General features: G+C 54.1%; 18 protein-coding genes. 9 read left to right on the top strand and 9 right to left on the bottom strand.

The window, feature by feature from the left end; translation table 11 throughout:
- Positions 1–124: 124 nt before the first annotated feature.
- From J2Z70_RS31160 to J2Z70_RS31145, 4 genes are all read right to left on the bottom strand, one after another.
- The gene (locus J2Z70_RS31160) at positions 125–1,129 is read right to left on the bottom strand and encodes a LacI family DNA-binding transcriptional regulator (RefSeq protein ID WP_209879338.1); all 1,005 of its coding nucleotides are present in this window, start codon (positions 1,127–1,129) and stop codon (positions 125–127) included.
- 198 nt (positions 1,130–1,327) lie between these two features.
- Positions 1,328–2,716, bottom strand: coding sequence for an ABC transporter substrate-binding protein (locus J2Z70_RS31155; protein ID WP_209879335.1), 1,389 nt, complete (start codon positions 2,714–2,716; stop codon positions 1,328–1,330).
- A 55-nt stretch (positions 2,717–2,771) separates the two neighbouring features.
- On the bottom strand, positions 2,772–3,650 hold the full coding sequence (locus J2Z70_RS31150; RefSeq protein ID WP_036726374.1) for a carbohydrate ABC transporter permease: 879 nt from the start codon (positions 3,648–3,650) through the stop codon (positions 2,772–2,774).
- Positions 3,647–4,540: a carbohydrate ABC transporter permease gene (locus J2Z70_RS31145; RefSeq protein WP_340827743.1), complete on the bottom strand. Its 894-nt coding sequence runs from the start codon at positions 4,538–4,540 to the stop codon at positions 3,647–3,649. The genes J2Z70_RS31150 and J2Z70_RS31145 overlap by 4 nt, the downstream gene beginning before the upstream one ends.
- Positions 4,541–4,856: 316 nt before the next feature.
- On the opposite strand from J2Z70_RS31145, the gene J2Z70_RS31140 reads away from it, so the two are divergent.
- Complete coding sequence (locus tag J2Z70_RS31140; RefSeq protein WP_209879332.1) at positions 4,857–5,357, top strand: hypothetical protein; 501 nt, start codon at positions 4,857–4,859, stop codon at positions 5,355–5,357.
- A 72-nt stretch (positions 5,358–5,429) separates the two neighbouring features.
- On the opposite strand, the gene udk is transcribed toward J2Z70_RS31140, so the two are convergent.
- The gene (gene udk / locus J2Z70_RS31135; RefSeq protein WP_036726376.1) at positions 5,430–6,059 is read right to left on the bottom strand and encodes a uridine kinase; all 630 of its coding nucleotides are present in this window, start codon (positions 6,057–6,059) and stop codon (positions 5,430–5,432) included.
- Between the two features lie 195 nt (positions 6,060–6,254).
- Here udk and J2Z70_RS31130 point away from each other — a divergent pair, with 195 nt between their 5' ends.
- Complete coding sequence (locus tag J2Z70_RS31130) at positions 6,255–7,346, top strand: threonine aldolase family protein (RefSeq protein WP_209879330.1); 1,092 nt, start codon at positions 6,255–6,257, stop codon at positions 7,344–7,346.
- Positions 7,347–7,475: 129 nt separating this feature from the next.
- Here J2Z70_RS31130 and J2Z70_RS31125 read toward each other — a convergent pair whose 3' ends face one another.
- The 4 genes from J2Z70_RS31125 to J2Z70_RS31110 all read right to left on the bottom strand — a co-directional run bounded on the left by J2Z70_RS31125 (position 7,476) and on the right by J2Z70_RS31110 (position 12,213).
- Positions 7,476–8,990, bottom strand: coding sequence for an oligosaccharide flippase family protein (locus J2Z70_RS31125; protein ID WP_209879328.1), 1,515 nt, complete (start codon positions 8,988–8,990; stop codon positions 7,476–7,478).
- Positions 8,991–9,034: 44 nt separating this feature from the next.
- Positions 9,035–10,141 carry a polysaccharide pyruvyl transferase family protein gene (locus tag J2Z70_RS31120; RefSeq protein ID WP_209879326.1) on the bottom strand — a complete coding sequence of 369 codons (1,107 nt, stop codon included), beginning with the start codon at positions 10,139–10,141 and terminating at the stop codon, positions 9,035–9,037.
- Positions 10,138–11,127: a glycosyltransferase family 2 protein gene (locus J2Z70_RS31115; RefSeq protein WP_209879324.1), complete on the bottom strand. Its 990-nt coding sequence runs from the start codon at positions 11,125–11,127 to the stop codon at positions 10,138–10,140. Before J2Z70_RS31115 ends, J2Z70_RS31120 begins: the two co-directional genes overlap by 4 nt.
- 210 nt (positions 11,128–11,337) lie before the next feature.
- On the bottom strand, positions 11,338–12,213 hold the full coding sequence (locus J2Z70_RS31110) for an aldose 1-epimerase family protein (protein ID WP_036726386.1): 876 nt from the start codon (positions 12,211–12,213) through the stop codon (positions 11,338–11,340).
- Between the two features lie 195 nt (positions 12,214–12,408).
- Between J2Z70_RS31110 and J2Z70_RS31105 the strand changes: the two genes are divergently transcribed.
- From J2Z70_RS31105 to J2Z70_RS31075, 7 genes are all read left to right on the top strand, one after another.
- Complete coding sequence (locus J2Z70_RS31105) at positions 12,409–13,638, top strand: Zn-dependent hydrolase (RefSeq protein ID WP_209879322.1); 1,230 nt, start codon at positions 12,409–12,411, stop codon at positions 13,636–13,638.
- A gap of 1,070 nt (positions 13,639–14,708) precedes the next feature.
- Positions 14,709–16,295 carry an extracellular solute-binding protein gene (locus tag J2Z70_RS31100; protein WP_209879319.1) on the top strand — a complete coding sequence of 529 codons (1,587 nt, stop codon included), beginning with the start codon at positions 14,709–14,711 and terminating at the stop codon, positions 16,293–16,295.
- 144 nt (positions 16,296–16,439) lie between these two features.
- Positions 16,440–17,297, top strand: coding sequence for an ABC transporter permease (locus J2Z70_RS31095; RefSeq protein ID WP_245368663.1), 858 nt, complete (start codon positions 16,440–16,442; stop codon positions 17,295–17,297).
- 13 nt (positions 17,298–17,310) lie between these two features.
- Positions 17,311–18,195 carry a carbohydrate ABC transporter permease gene (locus J2Z70_RS31090; RefSeq protein WP_209879315.1) on the top strand — a complete coding sequence of 295 codons (885 nt, stop codon included), beginning with the start codon at positions 17,311–17,313 and terminating at the stop codon, positions 18,193–18,195.
- A gap of 53 nt (positions 18,196–18,248) precedes the next feature.
- Positions 18,249–20,582, top strand: a complete 2,334-nt coding sequence (locus J2Z70_RS31085) for a helix-turn-helix domain-containing protein (RefSeq protein WP_209879313.1) — start codon at positions 18,249–18,251, stop codon at positions 20,580–20,582.
- Positions 20,583–20,600: 18 nt separating this feature from the next.
- Complete coding sequence (locus tag J2Z70_RS31080; protein ID WP_209879311.1) at positions 20,601–21,737, top strand: glycoside hydrolase family 88 protein; 1,137 nt, start codon at positions 20,601–20,603, stop codon at positions 21,735–21,737.
- Positions 21,738–21,838: 101 nt separating this feature from the next.
- Positions 21,839–22,570 (top strand): class I SAM-dependent methyltransferase, encoded by a 732-nt coding sequence (locus J2Z70_RS31075; RefSeq protein ID WP_245368659.1) that lies wholly within the window; start codon positions 21,839–21,841, stop codon positions 22,568–22,570.
- Positions 22,571–22,937: the final 367 nt, after the last annotated feature.

The raw sequence follows: 22,937 nt of genomic DNA, 5'->3' as shown, positions 1-22,937 counted from the left end.
ATTTGGTGCAACTATAATGCCGTCTGTACCCGGATTCTCCCCATTCGGGCAGATTTAGTTGTACAGACTACAATTAGAAGGGAACAGCCGTCCTTTTCACTGTTTTTAAGTGTATAGAATACAACTAGCGCTGAATGTTCGCGTCCCCAACGGTCGATTCCCGTACAATCAGCTCCGGATCGATCTTAATATTGGAGCCGCGCTTCATCTCCCCGCTGATCCGGCGAAGCAGCATGTCGGCGGCGGCGACGCCGATCTTATCCGCCGGCTGGCGCATAGTGGTCAGATGCGGGTGGAGCTGGGAGGCGATATAGTGGTCGTCGTAGCCGACTACAGCAACCTCCTCCGGCACCTTTACGCCTGCCTCCATCAGGGCATTGATCACCCCGAGGGCGATATTGTCATCTCCGGCGAATACCGCCCCCGGCAGCTTACCCTCTGCGAGCCAGCCCTGCGCCGTGTCGTAGCCCATGGTGATCTCAAATTCACCATGTACGATCTCGAACGGGGCGAGGCCCTGCTTCTGCAGCGCTTGCAGGAAGCCCGCGCGCCGCTCCCGCGTACTGCGGAACATCTCCTGCCCGCAGAGATGGGCGATGGAGGTATACCCCAGCTCCAGCAGGTGGCTGGCTGCGGCATACCCGCCTTTGAAGTTGTCGATGGTGATCGAGTAGCTGTCATTCTCCGGCAGCTGGTTGTCGATCAGCACATAGGGAATGCCCCGACGCTTCAGCTCGACAATATAATTGTCCTCTTTGATCGGGGAGAGCAGGATAAGTCCGTCCACCCGGTCTTCCTGGATCAGGTAGTGGCTCTCGCCGGAGCCAATGCCATCATATACGGAGATCGCCAGATAATATCCGTGCAGGGCCAGCGTCTCATTCAGTTCCTTGACCACAGCATCGAAGAAGGAATCCTGCAGGGTCGTTACAATCAGGCCGATGATGCCGGTCTTGCCGCTGGCCAGACTGCGGGCTGCTGCATTCGGGCGGTAATCCAGCTCCTTGATCGCGTCGAGCACCTTCTGGCGGTTGTTCTCCCGCACAGACGTTGCTCCGTTTAATACCCGCGATACGGTGACCACGGACAGCCCTGATTTTTTGGCTACATCAAAAATACTTACTTTCATTTCAAGCGCTCCTTGCGGCAGATTATCCGGTGCTTTTAAAATATAGAATTTATATGTTTCACACGATACATTATCCTTCTATTTCTCGCTGAAACGGTACCGTCCTTTAAAAGGACGGCAAAGCCGTTTCCACTTGTTCTATCTCCAGTATACAGGCCGCACCGGGGTTTCGCTAAACATATAACCATCGCCGGGCCGCTACCTCTTGATGATCTCCGTAACCTTCTTCTGAATCACCGGCATAACCTCTTTCAGGGTCTTGTGTCCGGTCTCGACCGGCTGCAGCTCATTGATGAACATGTCGTTGATCTGCGAGTAGTTGGTGATCAGATGATTGTAGGATTCATAGCCGTATTTGACCGCGCCCTCGTAGACCTTCTTCACATCCTCCGGATCAATGCCGTCAAAATGCTTGTAATACACCTCAGCCGCTTCCGTATTAACTGGCGGATTTCCTCCGCTCAGCTCGATGGACTTCTCCTGGACTTCAGTAGTCATCAGGTATTTGATCCATTCAAAAGCTTCCTTCGGATGCTTCGAGTCCTTCAGAATCAGCAGCGGATCAACGAACAGCGTGCTGCGCACCTTGTCGTTGCCTCCCCAAGGCACGGCGGCTACGCCAATTTTGAACGGGAAGTCGTTAGCCCCCGCGAGGTTCCAGGAGCCGCCGATCGACATGCCGATCTTGCCTGCGACGAACGGGTCGCCGTTCTGTCCGGCTACGCTTTTACTCCATTCGGAAGTCGGGGATACCTTCTCCTTGAACACAAGATCGAACAGCTTCTGGTAAGCGGCAATCACCTCGGGGGAATCGAAATGCGTCTCGGAAGGAACGCCGCCGTTGGTCCAGGTATCTTCAGAGTAAGGCTCGGCCCCGAAGTACAGCGGCCGCATATCCCGCTCCGCCCAAGTGAAATCTACACCGTACTGTGTTTTGGCGATATCGTCCGAGACAAGTGTCATCTTCTTGGCATCCTCCACCATGCGGTCAAACGTCCAGCTCTTATCTTCATAATCACTTGGCGGATAGGAGACGCCCGCAGCATTGAACATATCCTTGTTGTAGAGCATCAGGGTGACGTACATATTGACCGGTATGCCGTAGGTATGACCGTTTACAGTGTATATTTTCATCAGATTCTCTGGGATATGATAATCCTCGGCTTTGAAGCCGTCTTCCTGAATAAGGTCCGTCAGATCAAGCAGCATGTCTTTGTTATAATACTCGGCAAACCCGCCATATCCGTAATGGCTCGTCACATCCGGGGAATTGCCGCCGGCAATCAGTGTCTGCAGCTTGCTGTCGAACTGCTCATAGGGGGCCTTCTCCACCTTGACCTTGATGTTCGGATGCGCCTTCTCGAAATCCGGGATCAGCTTCTCGATAAAAGTCCGGTCCTCCGAGTCAATGGTATAGTGGGATATCGTCACTTGCTCCCCCGAACCGCCGGTATTCCGGGCTCCGCTGTCCCCAGCCGCCACATTGCCTGCTGACTTGCCGCCGCCGCAGCCCGCCAAGACTGCTGATACTGTCAGGGCTGTTGCGAGCAGCAGCGCATACCTCTTGCTCTTCATCTTATTCTTCATTGTCCAATCCCTCCTGAATTTTTCAAGTGTTGTAACCCGAGCTATCTTTGCTGCTTTACTTGATGCCCGTCAGTACGATGCCTTCGACGAACTGCTTCTGGGCGATGGCAAACAGGGTGACGATTGGAACCATAGCCAGGACGGAGGCGACCATCAGCAGATGCCACGGCGGAATGCGGAAGCGCGATGAGGTGAGGGAGGCCATCCCCACGGGAAGCGTGAATTTGTCCGACGAGCTTAGATAGAGCACAGGGGTCAAGAGATCATTCCAGCTGTAGATAAAAGCAAAGATCGCAACCGTCGCCAGCGCTGGCGCAGACAGCGGCAGTGCGATGGTCCGCCACATCCTCAGCTCGCCGCAGCCGTCAATGCGTCCGGCATCGAACAGCTCCTCAGGCAGCGTGGAGAAGAATTGCCGCAGCAGGAAGATGTTATACGCCGAGCCGAAGAAGGCAGGCACAATCAGCGGGAGGAAGGTGTCGATCCACTGCATTTTGGAGAACAATACGAACTGCGGAATCATAATGGCCGGATAAGGCAGCATCATCGTGCTCAGCAGCAGGATGAACCAGAAGTTGTTGCCGCGCCCCCGGTACCTGGCGAACCCGTAAGCAACCAGCGCCGAAGAGAGCAGGGTACCGAATACGGAGAAGCCGGCGATAATCAGGCTGTTCTTGTACAATGTGCCGAACTGGAGAGTCTCAAAAATATCGACATAATTGCGTAAGGCCCAGCTCTCCGGCAGAAACGTCGGCGGGAACTTCAGCATCTCCCGTTTGGACTTCAGCGAGGTGGAGACCATGAAGAACAGCGGCAGCAGCATGAGAAACGTTGTGACTAGGAGCGCGGTGAAGCTGGCAATCTTAACGGGCTTGATTCTCCGGCGGAGCCGGGGGGACGGGTCAAGCGGGCGGGTGGCCTTAACGGTGCTCATCGGCTGCTGCCTCCTTCATAATGGACATAACGGCGCGACAGCCTCATAATGACCGCCGTGAACAGCATGACGACAATCAGCAGGACCCAGGCAAGCGCGGAGGAGTATCCGGCGCGGTATTCCTTGAAGGCACTGGTATACAGATTGTAGACGTAGAACCAGGTAGAGTAATTGGGTCCGCCCTGCGTCATGACGAAGGCCTGCGTGAACACCTGGAAGGAGTCGATCAGCCCCATAATCAGTTGGAACAGCAGGACAGGCGAGATCATCGGCAGCGTAATATTCAGAAAAATGCGGAAGCGCCCTGCCCCATCCAGATTGGCAGCTTCGATCAGGCTGGCTGGGACTCCTTGCAGACCAGCGAGGAAGAGGATCATGCCAGAGCCCGCTGTCCAAAGGGACATGATAATTAGGGCATACAGCGCTGTATCGGGATTCATCAGCCAGGCCGGGCCGTGAATGCCGAACCAGGAGAGCATATAATTGAAGAGGCCGATCTGCGGATTGAAGATCCAGTACCAGAGGAGCGACATGGCCACACCGGAGACCATACTCGGGAAATACATCGCTGTGCGGAAGAAGCCGCGCCAGGGGATGGTCTGATGCAGCAGCAGGGCGAACCCCAGGCCCAGCAGCAGTTGTACCGGAACGCTGATGAAGGTATATCTTAGGGTGACCTTCACGGAACGCCAGAACAGTTCATTGTGGAACATCTCCGTGTAGTTGGCGAGGCCGATGAATCTGGGCGGATGAATGATGTCATAGTCGGTGAAGCTGTAATACAGCGATGACAGGATCGGGTACAGGGCGAAGATCAGGAAGCCGACCAGCCACGGGGAAATGAACAGATACATGTAGAACGTCTGCCGCCGGCTCTCACTCTTAATCACGGACACACCAGCCTTTCATTGTTAAAAGTATAAGCGCTTTAACTTTAGAGGTAAATAAAAATTTAGTTTGCCAATTTTATTATAGTGGACAAATTATAAGTTAAATCGCTTTAACTTTAATGCCGTCCGTTGACCTAATCATAGTGGATGATCACCAAATTATCAACCCTTTATTTTGGAGATAAAGCGCTATCAGTCAGAAAATATAACAAACAAATCGATAATTTTGCTGAAAACGATGAAGATACCGGGATAAACTAGATTTTAGTGTAATGTAACCTGACTTACGTGGCGGAATTTCGTGGTTAGCTCCCCTGTGGGCGACCGGTTGTTTGCCGGTTTTTCGCATACAACAGGCCCTGCTGCCTTCGAGCTGCCCGATATAATCGGTTTTCCGATTACAATCGGCCCGGTAACCATCGCGCCGTCGAATGTAATCGGTTTTTCGATTATATTTGGTCTGAGCGCCTTTGCACTGCCGAATGTGATCGGTTTTTCGATTACATTTGGTCCGAGCGCCTTCATACTGCCGAATGTGATCGGTATTTCGATTATATCCGGCCTATGCGCCTTTGCACTACCGAAAGTAATCGGTTTTTCGATTATATTTGGTCTGAGCGCCTTTGTACTGCCGAATGTGATCGGTTTTTCGATTACATTTGGTCCGAGCGCCTTCATACTGCCGAATGTGATCGGTATTTCGCCTACAATGGGCCCGGTAGCGATCGCGCCGAGAAATGTGTTCGGTTTCTCGCCTACAATTTGTCCGGCAGCCATCGCGGCGCCATATGTATTCTGTTTTTCGCATACATTTTAATTCCCGGAACAGAAAAAATCCGTCCGGCATTGCCGGACGGTCCTCGCACCATATCAGCCGGTGCGGCTTAATTCAGTTCCATTGGTGATCGCCGGACAGATACTTCTCAGTCAGTACCGACAGCAGTTCGATTCCGACTTGATTCTGTCCGCCTTCCGGGATGATCAGGTCCGCGTATTTCTTGGAGGGTTCGATGAAGGCCTCGTGCATCGGCTTCACCGTGGTCAGGTATTGCGTATGGATCGAACGGATGGTCCGCCCGCGTTCCTCGATATCCCGCAGCACCCGGCGCAGGATACGCACATCGGGATCGGTGTCCACGAACACCTTGATGTTGAGCTGCTCGCGCAGCTTCTCATCGGACAGCACATGCAGTCCTTCCAGAATGACGATATTATTCGGGGCGAGCTCCACAGTCTTCTCGGTTGAACGGGCATGAACCGTGAAGTCATACACGGGAGCGAAGGCGGCTTGTCCCGCTTTGAGACAATCCAGATGCTCGATCAGCAGTTCCGTGTCAAAGGCCAGCGGGTGGTCATAGTTAATGGCACCGCGTTCAGCCATGCTGAGGTAAGAATGGTCTTTATAGTAGTTATCCTGGGATATGAATGTTACTTTGTCAGAGCCAAGACGGTCAATCACGGAGCGCGCTACCGTTGTCTTGCCGGAGCCGGTCCCGCCGGCGATACCAATAATAAGCATGGTGAATTTATAAACCTCCCTAAGCAATTGCCTTTGCAATTCCAATATTGTAGCACAGCGGTCAACTTATTTCACCTTGCTGGAGAGGAATATCATGTGAACATTCTAATAATTCGGTTATTTTGTAGAGGAATGATATAATTTCAAGGATTCATACAGATCGGGTGCTACGAAGAAGGGGGCTAGGATAATAAAATGAACGAGGAGAATGCTTTAATGGAGGCGTTCGGCAGGACGCAGGTGCAGCTTGCAGGCCATGGCGGACGGGACGCAGCTGTACTCAAGAAGGCGCTGGCCAGTGTAGAGGACAGCCTTGCTGCGGACATGTACGGAACAGGGACGGTGATTGAGGAGTTCCAGGCAGAGATGGCGGAGGCGCTGGGCAAAGAATGCAGCGTGTTCTTCCCCAGCGGCACGATGGCCCAGCAGATTGCCCTGCGGATCTGGAGTGACCGGGAGGGCAGCAAAAGAGTCGCTTATCACCCGCTGTGCCATCTGGAGATTCATGAGCAAGACGGGTTAAAAGAGCTGCATCATCTGGAGCCGCTGCTGCTGGGCAGTGCAGACCGTCTGATTACCCTGGAGGATGTGAAGGGGATGGGACCGGGGGTTGCCTGTCTGCTGCTGGAGCTGCCGCAGCGGGAGATCGGCGGACAGCTGCCGGAATATGCCGAACTGGAAGCGATATCGGGGTATTGCCGGGAGCAGGGAATCAGGCTCCATCTGGACGGTGCAAGGCTGTTCGAAGTGCTGCCTTACTACGGCAAGACGGCGGCCGAGGTCTGCGCGCTGTTCGATAGCGTGTATGTCTCCCTGTACAAGGGCATTGGCGGGATTGCCGGAGCTATCTTAGCCGGCAGCCGGGAGTTCACGGAGACCTCGAAGATCTGGAAGCGTCGCCATGGGGGCGACCTGATCAGTCTCTATCCCTATATTGTCCCGGCCCGGTATTATTACCGGCAGAGAATCGGCAGGATGTCAAAATACTATGAGCAGGCCAAGGAGCTGGCAGCCTTATTCAACAGCTGCCATAAGGTATCCACGCTGCCGGAGGTTCCGGTCTCGAATATGTTCCACATCCACTTTGCGCTGCCTCTGGAGCAGCTTGCCCCTGTATTGATTGGGATCTATAACGAGACCGGCATTGGCCTGACACCACGGCTCAAGCCAACCGGCGGGGCTTCCTGCTATTATGAGATCAATATCGGCGATCATTATGGCGAAGCGGACCAGACGGCCCTTAGAAGCATGTTCCGGTTGCTGGATGAGCGGCTGAAGCAGCTCTGATCAGCAAGCTTGCCAAGTTAAGCGAAGAAGCCTCTGCGGAACTTACCCGCAGAGGCTTCTTCGCTTAGGCACAGCATGGAGCAGCGCCTAAGCGCGGCATGCCAATCACCGCCCGCCTCACGTAGAGTCCTAGGCCTGACTCCGCAGAGCCATTTTTCGCACCGGTCCGGCCACCATCTGCTTCTCTGCCCCGTTCAGTCCGAACAGCCACATAGTAAGCACATAGATGAGGGAGTACAGGATGACATACATGCCCAGGTACACGTAAGAAGTGATGCTCACGAAGCTAAGCAGGAACCCGCACACACCGGACAGCAGCACCACCGGAATGAAGACGCGGATGATCTGCAGCCAGAAGTGAAGAATATCGAACTTCAATTTATATTTGTAGTACACATTATTCAAGCATACATTGATGATCATCCCGATAGCCGTAGCAATGGCGCAGCCTGTAATCCCCCAGATCCGGATGAACCAGAAGGTTAAGGCCACCTTCAGAATAGCAACTGAGAAGTAGATAAAGGCCTTCACCCTGTGCATATTCATCGCTTCCAGCATGGTGGCGAACAGCGACTGCACAATCGACGTGATCTGGGGAATGATGATGATCAGCGCAACCGTGTACGCATATTTGTAATCCTGGCCGAGCCAGATCAGAATGAAGCTCTGTCCGAATAACACGAAGCCCGAGACGATGTAGCCTACGATCAGCGCCTGGATTCTGCCTATTTTGACCAGCTCCAGCATTAGGGCCGCCTGATCTGCCCCCTTGACGATCATCTTGGTGAGCTTCGGCAGATAGAAGCTGGCCAGCACATTGGAGAAGTTGAGAATATACGTGTTGAGCTGGGCGGCGATGGCGAAGATGGCGATGGGCGTAGCCCCGAGGAACATCCCGATGATCAGCGGATCAGCATTCGTATAGATCTGGAAGGCGATGGACGACAGCAGAATATACGACGAATAGCTGAAGATTTCCTTGAACAGCTTGGTGTCGAAGCCGTGGAACCGGACCCTCAGATTCAGCTTGGTGCGGCAAAAGACCACGTTAATCACACCGATCGCCAGGTTCAGCACAAGCGCAACGGTAACCATTCCTGTCGATCTGAAGTCGAACAGCAGGACCAGCACCATCATGGCCGGAGAGAGGACCACGCGGATCAGATTGATGATTTTGAGATAGACGAACCGCTCATAGGCCGTAATGATTGAGCTGAAGATATTCAGCGGGAACGACACAGCCACATTGATGGCGGCAATGATGAATATGGTCTTCAGAATGCCCAGCTCAGCTTCATCAAGGCTGCTGAAGATCGAATCGAAATTAAACACCAGAATCACACTGGCAAGTAAGGAGAGGAGTCCGATGGCTGAGAACAGCAGCAGGAACATTCCGTTGATATTGCGCTGGCCTGCGGAGTCATTCTCAGAGATGTATTTCGCATTGAAGCGGATGACCGCGCTGCCGAAGCCCAGATCCAGCAGGACGATATAGGCGATGATGGAGTTCACCAGCGCGAATAATCCATATTCGGATTTCCCCAGGGTCGACACAATGAACGGCGTCGAGCCCAGGGAGATAATAACGCCTAGGAATACCGAAGCATAGGTTATGATTGCAGCAAGTTTTATATTTGTTTTCAAGGGTGGGATCGCTTCCTCGCTACAGAGAGTGTCTTGTGCTTATCTTAAGCGGTAACGATAGACGAAGCAGGTTCTCTAGCGCTGCTGCTTGCCATGGATTCAATGATTTGGCTGTAATGCTGGACCGAGAACTCATTATTGTACCGGGGGCGCTGGATCGTCTTCAGTTCTTCCAGCAAAGCCGGGATTTGCTTCACATCGTTCGTGAATTTCACATAGCCCAGATGCTTGATCCATTCGTAGCTGCCTACGACCTTATAATTATAGTTCCCCAGTGCAATACAAGGTGTGGACGTAATCGCTGCAAAAATCATCCCGTGCAGCCGGTCCGTAATCACAACCTCGGCCTCCTTGAACTGATTCCATAAGGTGTTCAGCTCGTGATCCCGGTCTTCCAGGGAGACAGGGCGGAGAATGCAGGTATCCGTGAAAGTGGTGGTGCTGTAGTGCTTGGAGGTGTACTCCTGGATGACCTTTTTATCCTGCTCGCTGAAAATGCTCTCCTTATCGGCTCTAATGCACAGAAGGGCACCGTGGCGCTCCTTGGGAGGATCAGTGATATCCAGGGACATGACAATGTCCGGCGTTAACAGCACTGAGTTGTTTCTGAAACCTGCTTTCATAATTTCGTACGACGTTGCCTCTCTGGCGACCAGAGTGAGGTCCTTATGGGAACCGTAGAGGTCCTGTGTTTTCTTGAACTCCGCGCGGCCCAGCTCGGTATCACCGAAGTAGATGGTCTGCGGGAAGACGATGATTTTGTTATTTGGGAATTCGGAGATAATCTTGCGGCGCACCTCTTCCTCGCGGAAATACTCGATTCCGAAGTTGCCCCCGCCCTGAAGCACGAAGATATCCTCCGGCGAACAGAATTCCTCCAGGCACTTCATGTTATGCATCAGCCGGTTGGCGACAATCTCAATCAGGGTATAGTCGGGAAAAGCTTTTCGCAAAAAATTCATCTGCGCATAAGTGATGGCGTGATCGCCCAGATTGTCATGCTCGGGGGAGCCGACGACGTAAATGGCTTTCGTCTTGTCTTTATATGCATTCCGGTAGCTCAGATAGCCCTTATAATATTGATAGACGGGAATATTGCTTACATAATTGCGGAAAGACAGCGGCAGGATTTTCTCAAGGGCTTGGCTCATATCATATTACTTCCCTTCAAACGGAGTTTGGAATAATACAGCATTTTGTATACCGTGGAGCTGGTCAGAATAAGCAGGGCTGCGGTCTTCATCTCCCGGCGGATAATACGGTTGCGCAGGATCGCGGAGGTATGCTTGCTCAGGAACCCGCCCAGCTCGGCCAGATATTCCTTGTTAACTGCAGTCTCGCCGGTAATCAGCTGGAAGTTGCACAGCTCAATGCCCTCGGTTACGGTCCGGGATAACGAGATTTCTTTGGCGATCGGATAGTTTTTATCCTGAATGGTCTCGTAGATCTCCAGCGCCGCACAGAAGCGGTCGTAATATTTCCGGTTGTTCATCGCTCCGGTGATGCTGTCGCTTCGCTTCAGATACAGGTATTTGGGGGAGTCCAGCGAGACGGTCTTGTTCGCCTGGAGGAATAATTTATAGGTGGTAAAAATGTCCTCAAAATATCGGCCAACCGGATATCTCACCTGGCTGAACAGCTCGGCCTTATACAGCTTATCCCAGGCCAGGTTCTGGATCTCGGTATCCTCCAGCAGCTTGTCAAAGGCATGCGCATTATCGTATACACGCACCTGGTGCGTGAAGGACTTTTCCAGCTTGACATCATCCTGTACCTCGCAATGACCGCATACAGCGATATCTGCATTGTGGGCGGTGATGAGTCCGTGCAGGGCTTCATACATGTCCGGTTCTATCCAGTCATCGCTGTCAACGAACCCGATATACCGGCCCTTTGCCACATCAATACCATAGTTCCGGGCATCGGACAATCCGCCGTTCTGCTTGTGAATGACTACGACACGGGGGTCCAGCTCCTTGTAATACTCGCATATCTCGCCGCACTTATCGGGTGATCCGTCATTGACCAGAATCAATTCAAAGCTGCGGAAGGTCTGCGCCAATATCGAATCCACACACTTCCTCAGGTACAATTCCACGTTGTAGATAGGCACAATAATACTTATCTCTGGCTTCACTCGAGCAGTCACTTCCTTTCCCGGTTCTGATTCGGGTCTACGCGTCACTTGATTTGTGAATATCTTACTATCCGGGTCAAAAGGTTGTATATACTACTAAAGTGTACTTATCGCTTGAGGAGGGGGGTGAACTGCCTGACGAGAAGCCGCTGTTCCACAGCAAAAAGGCCGCAGCACCACGGGGTGACTGCGGCCTTCACCTGCTGAAATTTAGTTAAATGTAATCGCCAGCGCGCTGGTAAACTGGCTGCCCGGCGGCAGGGAGATGACGTTCTGCTTCTCCCGGATATCGCCGGTGAAGCCTTCGATATCGGCCACACCATGCCAAGGCTCGATACACACAAACGGTGCATTCTTCGGCTGCCAGATGCCGAGATCAGGGAAATTGGTGAAGGCGACTGTTACGCTCTTGTCAGACTGTCTGCTTTTCAGGGCAACCGATTTGGACTGGACATTGCGGAAGACCAAGGCGTCATGCGCGAACATGTCGTGGTTCAGCGGCAGCTTGTTGTCCCCGCCGAGCATAGTCTCGCTCTGGCCTGGAGTAATCAAGCCATTCTCATTCAGGAACAAGCGCTCCAGGCGCTCCGGCTGTTCGAATTCAAGGTAATAGTCGGTGAAGCTGCCTTCTCCGCCAATCGGGCAGTTGAACGCCGGATGGGTGCCGAGCTGGAAGAACATCTCCTCTTCTCCGGGATTCTCCACCCGGTAGCCGATGTCCAGCGTGCTGCCGTTCAGCGTATAGGTGAGATACAGATGGAACGGATACGGGTAGCTGGCCAGCGTGTCCGCGCTGTGGGAGAGCCGGAAGACGGCATGTGTATCGCTGGACTCCACCAGCGTGAATTCGCTGCGTCTGGCGAAGCCGTGCCGGGCCAGCGGATACGCCTGCCCGTCTACCCGGACCGCTTCGCCTGCGGCTCCCCCGATCATCGGGAACAGCACCGGGGAACGGCCTGTCCAATAGGCGGCGTCTCCGTTCCACATATATTCAGTGTCTGTATCCGTTCTTCTGAAGCTGACCAGCTCAGCACCGAGTGAACTGATCTCGGCCACGGCCAGGCCGCTGCGTAAAATAGTGTTCATGCTTTTACCCCTCTCGTCCTGCAATATGTAATCCTGATGTCTCATATTCTAACAGACTTCCCCGCAGGTGCCAGCATATAACGGAAATTCTCCAGCCTATAATTTTTACAGTATGTACAATGACAAACATGTGGAATTCGTTAACATATAAGGATAGCAATCATTCCATATCAGCGGAAACGGGGGAATAAGCCGATGCAGGTTAAGCAACTATTGGTGAACGGTGGGCGGCTGAAGAATACGATTGAGGCTTTTGCCGATTTCGGGCGGACAGATCATAACGGAGTTACCCGGCTGTCGCTGTCGGAGCAGGATGTGCGGGTGCGCGGCTATTTCACCGCCTGCTGCGAAGAGCTGGGCATGACCGTGAAGGTGGATGATCTGGGCAATATGTATGCCACTCTGGCTGGCAGTGAAGAGGGGCCGCCGATAGTGATCGGCTCACATCTGGATACTGTGAAGAAGGGCGGCAGATTCGACGGTGTGCTGGGAGTGATTGCCGGCCTTGAGGTGGTGAGAACCCTGGTAGATCACGGGATTAAGCCCCTGCTGCCTGTCACGGTGATGAACTTCACCAATGAGGAGGGGGCGCGCTTCGAGCCGTCCATGATGGCTTCTGGGGTCTTGTCCGGCAAGTTCGATAAGGCGGCTATGCTGGAGAAGAAGGACCCGGAGGGGATCACCTTCGGAGATGCGCTCCAGGCCAGCGGGTATGCCGGGGAGGCGGAGAATCGGATCAGGGAAGCGGCGGCTTATCTGGAGCTGCATATTGAGCAAGGCCCCGTGCTGGAGAAGGAGAACGTTAAAATCGGTCTGGTTGACTGTGTTGTGGGTATGGTCTGCTATGAGATTGAAGTGACAGGGGAGTCGGATCATGCCGGGACTACGCCGATGGATATGCGCCGGGATGCGCTGTTTGCCGCTACCGATATTATTACGGAACTGCGCCGCAAGCTGGCCGTGCTGGACCCTGAGCTGGTCTATACAATGGGGCGGATGAACGTGCTGCCGAATATCCACACCGTTATTCCGAACAAGGTGATCTTCACCGTGGAAGCGAGACATAAGGACATGGATGTGGTCCGTGAAGTTGAGGCGATTATTCACGGCTTGCCGGAGGAAGTGCTGGATTGCAGCGTATTGAAGACGAAGCTGTGGGGCCGCGACACGGTATGGTTCGATCCCGACATCTGCGGGCTGGTGGCTGACGCAACGCAGAAGCTGGGCTACAGCAGCCGGAAGCTGGCCAGCGGCGCAGGGCATGACGCCCAGTTCGTGGCCGGGTTCCTGCCGTCGGCGATGATTTTCGTCCCAAGTGTGAACGGGAAAAGCCATTGCGAGGAAGAGCTCACCTCCTATGAGGATTGTGAAATGGGCGTGAATGTGGTGCTGGAGACGGTGCTGTCGGTGCTGTCCCGGGCTTGAGCGGGGGGGCTAAGGGAGGCAAGGCAAGGCAAAGCAGGGCAAAGCAAAGCAGGGCGAATCCCATAGGAGTAAGATTAAAGACACTTAACCGGTGTCTTTTTTTGTGCTGGTGAAGGTAGACGGGCCAAATGTAGACGAAAAACCGAACACAATGTGGTGATGCGGAGGCATGTGACCAAATGTAGGCGAGAAACCGAACACATTTGGTTTCACGAGGGTAAGCGGGCTCATTGTAATCGAAAAACCGATTACAATGGGACGGGGAGCGGCGTGTAGGCCAAATGTAATCGAAAAACCGATTACAATGGGACGGGGAGCGGCGTGTGGGCCAAATGTAATCGAAAAACCGATTACAATGCGACGTGGGAGCGGCGTGCAGACCAAATGTAATCGAAAAACCGATTACAATGGGACGGGGAGCGGCGTGCAGACCAAATGTAATCGAAAAACCGATTACAATGTGCTGGCGAGGTGGTGCGCGGGCCGGATATAGCCTAATGGGAGCGAATGTGTAGCACTACTACACTAGAATCCGCCGGAAGCGGGCGGTACATGGGCTCCCCTGCAAGGGCTGGCCGACTGGGTTAAGTTAATTAACTGTACAGTTAAGGGAAAAGTGGCGGAGGGGAATTTGGAACTGTAGGAGCGGGAGCGTCCGCCTGAAAGCTTTCCGTAGGAAAGCTAGCATCGTAAGCATCAGCTAGTCACCGGATTTCTACCGCGATCAGCGGTTCAAATCAAGAAATCTGGGGACAACAGCGGCCGGAAGTCCAAAACTTCTCTGGAGTCACGACCAATCCCAAAACGTAAAAAATCCTTAATTTGTTTACACAGAATCAATCCCAATTTCTCAACATCCATATACAATTCCTGTGATGGACAAGCCGTAAGCAAGATATCGATATCGCGGCAAGAATGGGAGATAGTCAAAGCGGAGGCGGACACGTTAAGTTAGATGAGCGGGAGGGCCGGACACAGCAGGACGGCAAGCGCAACGAAACGAATTGAGTCGATTCGTTCGCCTCCGGCAGCTGCACATCGATTACGAACAGATGGGGGAGATGAGAAGAATGAAGAGATCTTGGAGAAGGCGGATGCTGCTGGGTGCCAGCCTGCTGCTGGCGGTAGGCGGATTGGCAGGCTGCTCAGGCGGCGCGGACGGCAACAAGAATACAGAGGGAGCAGCGGCGGATGAGCCGACACCGATCTCAATCTGGGCGTCGCTGAATACAAATGTCTCGATTACGCTGAAGAATATGAGTGAGATCACGGCGATCAAGGAATGGGAGAAGAAGACCAACATTAAGACGGAATTCCAGCATCCGGCGGTCGGGGCAGAGACGGAGCAGTTCAACGTCATGCTGGCCTCCAATAAGCTGCCGGATGTGATGTTCGTCTATGGCGATTATTCTAAGCTGTACACGGACGGCAGCATCATTAAGCTGAATGACCTGATCGATCAGTATGCGCCTAACCTGAAAAAAATTCTGGACGAGAATCCCGAGGTGGCGAAGCAGTTGAAAGCGGATAACGGCGACATCTACGCTATCCCGCATCTGCGGCTGGGCAAGTACAAGACCTTCGGCGGCATGTTCATCCGCCAGGACTGGCTGGATGAATTGAAGCTGCCGCAGCCGGAGACGATTGCCGAGTGGGAGACGGTGCTGAAGGCCTTCAAGGAGAAAAAGGGCGTCTCCGCTCCGCTTCTGTACGGCGCTCCGCCCAAGCTGACGACGATGGGCCCGGCGGCTGCGAATTTCCTGGAGGCCTACGGCATCACGAATACGATCTTCCTCAAGGACGGCAAGGTGGCGTTCGGACCGGTCGAGCCGGAATTCAAGGAGTTCCTGACCACCTTCCACCACTGGTATCAGGAGGGGCTGATTGATCCGGACTTCGCCACCAATGATCAGAAGACGTTTGATGCCAAGATTCTGAGCGGCCAAGCCGGCGCCTTCTTCACCTACATCGGCGGCGGCATCGGACGTTATCTGCCCGCCCTACAGGAGAAGGAGCCGGAGGCTAACCTTACGGCTGTCCAGTTCCCCGTAGTGAACAAGGGCGATGAGCCGATGTTCACCGGCCGGTCCTGGGAATGGAGCGGTGCCGGAGCAACGATCACCAAGAGCAACAAGCACCCGGAGGAGACTGTGAAGGCGCTGGATTATTTCTTCAGTGAAGAAGGTCATATGCTGAAGAACTTCGGCGTAGAAGGCGTGACGTACACCATGAAGGACGGGTATCCGACCTATACGGATGAGATTCTGAAGAACCCGGACGGACTGTCGGTGGTTCAGGCGATGGCGAAGCATTTCATTGCCAACTATCCGTTTGTCGGGGAGGATGACGACCGGTACAACGAGCAGTATTACCAGTTCCAGCAGCAGAAGGATGCGGTGACGCTCTTTTCCAAATATAGTGACAATACGCTCAAGGTCGGTCTTCCTCCGGTCAGCCTGACTACCGAGGAATCCAGTGAGTACAGCAAAATCATGAGCGACATCACCACCTACCGCGATGAAATGTTCATCAAGTTCGTTATCGGCGCTGAGCCGCTGGAGAACTTCGATAAGTTCACAGCCCAGATCAACAAGTTCAATGTGAAGCGGGCGATTGAAATTCAGCAGGCGGCGGTTGACCGCTACAATGCAAGATAGATCAGGATGAAGGCCACCTGCGGAGCGGCAGACCGGACTTTTAGCCCCCGCAGGCAGGTCCTCCAAAAGAAAGGAGGGAGACTTGTGACCCGGAAGTTATCCCTGGTATGGCTGAATTACAAGCAGAACAAAGTGATCTACTGGATGGCGCTCCCCGTGGTTCTGTATTTTCTGGTCTTCAAGTATCTGCCGATGTATGGCGCGGTCATTGCCTTCAAGGAGTATACCGTCGGCAAAGGCATCTGGGGCAGTGAGTGGGTAGGGCTGCAGCATTTCCGTGATTTTTTTCAGAGCTATTATTTCTGGCGGGTGCTCAAAAACACACTGATCCTCAGCTTCTACCAGCTGTTATTCGGTTTCCCGGCCCCGATCCTGCTGGCGCTGCTGCTTAATGAGCTGAGGCATGAGATGTTCAAGCGCACGGTGCAGACGGTCTCTTATATCCCCCACTTTATCTCTCTGGTGGTCATTTGCGGGATGGTGGTCGATTTCTCTTCCCGTGACGGGCTGTTCAATTCGATCATTACGTTCTTCGGCGGGGAGAGCAGCGCGCTGCTGAGTGACCCGGGGAATTTCCGCACGATCTATACGGCCTCCTCCATCTGGCAGGAGCTTGGATTCTCGACCATTATCTATCTGGCGGCGCTCAGCGGAATTAATCCCGAGCTCTACGACGCATCGATGGTGGACGGGGCCAGCCGGCTCCGCCGGGTGTGGCATATTACCCTGCCGGGGATTATCCCGATGATTGTCATTTTGCTGATTCTGCGCATAGGCGGGCTGATGGAGATCGGCTTCGAGAAGGTCATCCTGCTCTATAATCCGAACGTCTACGATACAGCGGACGTCATCTCCACCTTCGTCTACCGCAAAGGGATCAGTGAGAGTGCAGAGTTCAGCTATACGACGGCCGTCGGCCTGTTCCAGTCGCTGGTCAATTTCATTCTGCTCATCGGCGCCAACCGCCTCTCCAAGGCGGTATCCGACAATAAGCTGTTCTAAGTGGGGGATTCTCATGACGATTAAACGAACGATAGGGGAAAAGCTGTTTGACAGCCTCAACGTGCTGCTCATGGTCCTGCTCATTATCATCACCTTGTATCCGCTGTGGCATGTGCTGAATGCCTCGCTCAGCGACTCCAACCGCCTGATGGCCCATAGCGGGCTGCTGCTGCTGCCGGACGGGTTCAACCTGGACAGCTATAAGCTGGTGCTCAGTAATCCGAGCATTCTCTCCGGCTACAGAAATACACTCGTGATCGTAGTGCTGGGTACGGCGCTCAATTTGCTTTTTACCATTCTGGGGGCCTATACCCTCTCCCGCAAAAGCTTCATGCTGCGCAATCCGATCATGCTGGCCATTGTGTTCACCATGTTCTTCAATGGCGGGATTATACCGACCTACCTGCTGATTAACAACACCCTGCACCTCGGGGATAACCTGCTCGCACTGATTGTGCCGGGGCTGGTCAGCAGTTATAATCTGATCATTATGCGTACAGCCTTTCAGGGAATCTCCGAGAATCTGCTGGAATCGGCCAGAATTGACGGGGCGGGGGAGATGCGCATCCTGTGGCGGATTGTGGTCCCTTTATCGATGCCGGTCATTGCGGTCATGATTCTGTTCTACGGGGTAGGCCACTGGAATTCCTGGTTCAGCGCCATCCTGTACATCCGCGACCGTGATTTGTATCCGCTTCAGCTGGTGCTGCGGGAGATTCTGATCCAGAACAGCACAGATTCGATGACCACCTCGGCCGCCATGGGCGACAAGGAAGCGATCGGTGAAAGTGTGAAGTACGCAACTGTGATGGTGGCGACGCTGCCGATTCTGTTTATATATCCGTTTTTGCAGAAGTATTTTGTGAAGGGCGTCATGATCGGCGCAATCAAGGAATAGACCGGAGCCGCACCAGCATTGCACCCACATCATGAACAAGGAGGAGGAGCTCCATGAAAAAGAAAAGCATCCTGCTGTCCTGGAGCCTCTCTTATCTGGTCATCCTGCTCATCCCCATTGCGATCGGGGCGGCTGTATTTGCGGAATCCCGCAATCTGCTGAAGGAGGAGGTGAACCGCTCCAATATGGTGCTGCTGTCCCAGGTGCAGGAGACGATCGACAGCCAGGTCCAGGATATCAGCAGCATCAGCAGCCAGCTTATGGCCGATTCCCAGCTCAGCAGCTTCATTAATCATGCGTCCGAGCAGGATGCCAGGTGGCGGCTGATGGGGCTGGACCTGATCAAGAACCTCAAATCGATCCGCATCGGGAACGGGCTCATCCGCGAGCTGTACATCTATGTGAAGTCGGCGGATGTGGCGCTGTCCTCCTCCTCGCTGGTGTCCAAGAAGCTGCTGTATGAGATTTATTATGAGGGGACCGGGGTAAGCGGGCCGGAGTGGACCCGGCTGATGGAGGAGTCAGACCAGAGCGCCTTCCGCAAAATGAAAGTCCTCACCGAGGACCTCCGCATAGAGGAGACCTTGGTCTACCTTCAGCCGTATCCGGTTCAGGTGTCGCCGGACAGTCCGGCTACCTTTGTGGTCATGCTCGACCCGGAACGGTTCCAGCAGGCGATCAACAATGTGCGGCTGGAGCCGGAGAGTATAGTGTTCATCCTGGACCGTGACGGGCGTACGCTTTTCTCCACAGGAACGGTTGAAACCCCTTACACCATACATCAATATTTGCAGCAGAATAAGGACAGCGAACGGCGGACCGGCACGGCCGACTGGAACGGGGAATCGGTGACGGTCTCGCAAATATCCTCTAGTGTGGAGGATTGGCAGTATGTCTCTATCGTTCCGACCCGGATCTATGCCAAGAAGCTGATGGTGATCCGCAGCATCACCTTCGCCGGTGTGGCTGCTGTTCTGCTGCTGGGCGGCATCGCCGCCTGGTGGTTCACCCGCCGGAATTACCGGCCGCTCGGCCGGATTATGGATATTATCTCCGATAAGGTCAAGGGCAAGCTGGAGCAGCCGGATGATGAGTTCGGCATCCTGCAGACGGTGCTGACCCGGGCCTGGGAGGAGCAGGACCAGTTCGCCACGCGGCTCAAGGAGCAGCAGTCGATGGTGCGCAGCAGCTTCCTGGCGAGGCTGCTGAAGGGGCGGGTGCAGCCGGGAGAAGGGCTTGCCGGGGAGATGGAGCGTCTGGGTCTCTTTTGGGAGAGTGATTCCTTCGCGGTACTGCTGGTACACCTGGAGAATTATGAGGGTCTGTTCCGCACACGGGCCCCGGAGGATGAGGAGGGGAAGCGGCAGTTCGTCCATCTGATCCTGACCAATGTGCTGGAGGAGCTGCTGGGCCCGGCCGGTCCGGTTTATTCCGCAGAGATGGATGGGCGGATCGCGCTGCTGGTCAATCTCCGGGGAAATGCGGCGGACGCAGTGCCGGAGCTGATCCGGGCGACCGGGGAGGCGCAGCATTTCATCCAGTCCCGCTTCCTGATCTATTTCTCCGTTGGCGTGAGCAGTGTTCACATCTCTCTGGCAGACATTTCCGCCTGCTTCCGGGAGTCGGAGGAGGCGCTGGAATACCGGCTGATTCTCGGTATCGGCCAGATTATTGACCAGGACCGCATCCGGCAGCCCAAGGAAGAACTGTATTATCCGCTCGATCTGGAGCGTCAACTGGTCAATTATATTGCCACAGGCAACTATGCCCGTTCCACCGAGGTGATGAATGAGATTCTAATGACCAATTTTGCCGGGGAGCCCTTATCCGTTGAGCTGGCCCGCTGCCTGATGTTCGAACTGATCGGGACCATGCTGAAGGCCACGGAGCAGATCAAGACCGATGACCAGAAGGAGCTGACCCGGCGCAATGAGCTGATCCGGCGGCTGTTTGCCTGTGAGACCTTTGAGGAGATGGAGACGGAGCTGCTGCAGATTCTGGAGACGGTCTGCCAGATGGTGCATGAACGCAAGCGTTCCCACAATACCGAGCTGAAGGAGCAGCTCCTGGAATTCATTCATGAGAACTACAATGATGTGAATCTGGGGCTGACCCACATCTCGGAACGCTTCCGGTTCCATCCTACGTATGTCTCGAAGTATTTCAAGGAACAGACCGGCACCAACGTTATCGATTATATCAACCAGTATCGGATTGAAGAGGCCAAGCGGATTCTGGAGGCGGATGAATTGAATGTGCAGGAGGTCTCGGAGCGTGTAGGCTTCCTGAACAGCAATTCCTTCATCCGCGTGTTCAAGAAATATGAGGGGATCACTCCGGGCCAGTACAAACAGGCCAATCGGCTGATCCAGCAAGATTACCTATAACAAGGAGGAGTAACTGATATGTGGCAACAGGCAATCGAGGACGCACTTCGCGTAACGAAACGCAATATTACAAGATTCGGGGATCGGTTCCCCCATGTGAGTACCGGGGACGAGCATTATACGCTCAATGACAATACGGAGTGGACGGCGGGCTTCTGGTCCGGCATCCTCTGGCTTTGCTCTGAGTATAGTGAAGATCCGGTCTACCGCGAGCAGGCGTTAAGCACCGTGCGGAGCTTCCGCCGCCGTATGGACCAGAAGATTATTTTCGATCATCATGATATCGGCTTCATGTACTCTTTGTCTTCCAAGGCCCAGTGGATCATAGAAAGGGATGAAGGTGCCAGACAGCTTACGCTGGAGGCGGCGGATATGCTGATGAAGCGCTGGCGCGAAGGGCCCGGCTTGATCCAGGCTTGGGGCCGGGAGGGGGATGCCGTCAACGGCGGACGGATCATTATCGACTGTCTGCTCAATCTGCCGCTGCTGCTCTGGGCGCATGAGCAGACCGGCAATGACGCCTACCGGAGGGTGGCCGAGCTTCATGCCCTGAAGTCCCGCCGCTTCCTGGTGCGCGGGGATGATTCCAGCTACCATACCTTCTATTTCGATCCGATGACCGGAGACGCCATACGGGGCGGCACACATCAGGGCTACAGGGACGGCTCGACCTGGACGCGCGGTCAGGCCTGGGGCATCTATGGCTTCGCCCTGATCAGCCGTTATCTGAAAAGCCCGGAAATGCTGGAGACAGCGAAGCGGCTGGGCCGTTACTTCGTGGCTCATCTGCCGGAGGATGGGGTCGCATACTGGGATTTCGACGTTCCTGTTGAACCGGGAACGAAGCGCGACAGCTCAGCCTCAGCCATTGCTGCCTGCGGGCTGCTGGAGATTGCGGCGCAACTGGAGACGGATGATCCAGAGCGCCTATTCTTTCAAGAGGCGGGAGAGGCAGCCGTGCGGGCACTGGCAGAGCATTATTCGACCCATGGTAACGAGCAGGCCGAGGGTCTGCTGGAGCACGGCGCGTATTCGGCCAGATCGGGAGACTCGCCGGATGATTACACGATCTGGGGCGATTATTATTATCTGGAGGCACTGATGCGGCTGGAACGGGGAATTCCGGGGTATTGGTACGAGCGGCCAGTGCTATAGATCCCAGCTATGTGGGATGGCGGTTTCCGCGTCCGTCCCTGATAATCGGTACATGACCTGTTGTGGTTATGTACCGATTATTACTTTCGGAGGGGATGTAATTGAAGGACAGCATGAGCGGGGCAGCCAGTTCTTGGGAGCAGGCAGACGGAGATCAGTATGTACAGAATATCAGCCGCAAAATCCCCGGGTACGCGCTGCAATATGACTTGATGGATACGCTGTTGACAGCGCGGCTGGACAAGCGGGAGAAGCAGGAGCTACTGATCGTCGGAGCAGGCGGAGGACAGGAGATACTGAAGCTGGGCCTGAGCCACCCGGACTGGAGCTTCAACGGCCTGGACACCTCGCAGAGTATGCTTCAGGCTGCCAAGCAGCGGCTGGAGGCTGCGGGTCAACCGGGTCTGCTGGATAGAGTGCGGCTGCATCGTACGGAAATTAGTGACTGGAGCTGTGCTAGAGCGTACGATGCCGCAACCTGTATGCTGGTGCTTCATTTCGTGCAGGGGAGGGAGAGTAAGCTGGCGCTCCTTCGCAGCATTGCCGCGCGGCTTCAGCCGGGTGCGCCGCTCTGCCTGTCCGCCATCTGCGGGGTGCCGGGTACTCCTGCATGGGAGCTTCAGATGGCAGGCTGGCGGCTGCATATGCTGGGGAACGGGATCGCAGAGGAACAGTGGCAGACCTTCGAGCAATCGTTCGGCGTAATCTCTCATCCGCTCCATGCTGAAGAGATAGAGGAGTTGTTGAAGGAGGCCGGGTTCACTGCCGTATCCCGATTCTTCGGCGCTTATCTGATTGACGGCTGGGTGGCGGTGAAGGCGCAGGAACGATAGCAACTGCATTTTGTACAATGGAATGCTGTAGAAGAGGCTTCGAAATAGATTCTATTGTATTCCGTACAATCGAATATTGAAAAAAGGCCTTTTTTCAGCCAAATCACAACATTCCAATGTATGAAATACAATAGAATCTCATTTTACGGTCAGCAATACGTTTTCTATTGCAGGAAATACAATCAGCTACTTGAATTAAAGAGTTGAAGCCAGCAACGGGCGCAGGTTCAGCCTAATATCAGCTCGATGTTCATACTCAGACTTTAATCAGAGATAAGTGTATTCTGTGGAGCGACCGAGCCTAGGTTGAGTAACTTAGCAGGTGGAACCCCTGCTTGGAAAGGCGGAAGCCACGTCACCAATAGCG

The sequence above is a fragment of the Paenibacillus silagei genome, assembly GCF_017874735.1.
Classification (GTDB): domain Bacteria; phylum Bacillota; class Bacilli; order Paenibacillales; family Paenibacillaceae; genus Paenibacillus_AQ; species Paenibacillus_AQ silagei.
This window is presented reverse-complemented; position numbering and strand designations above follow the sequence as displayed.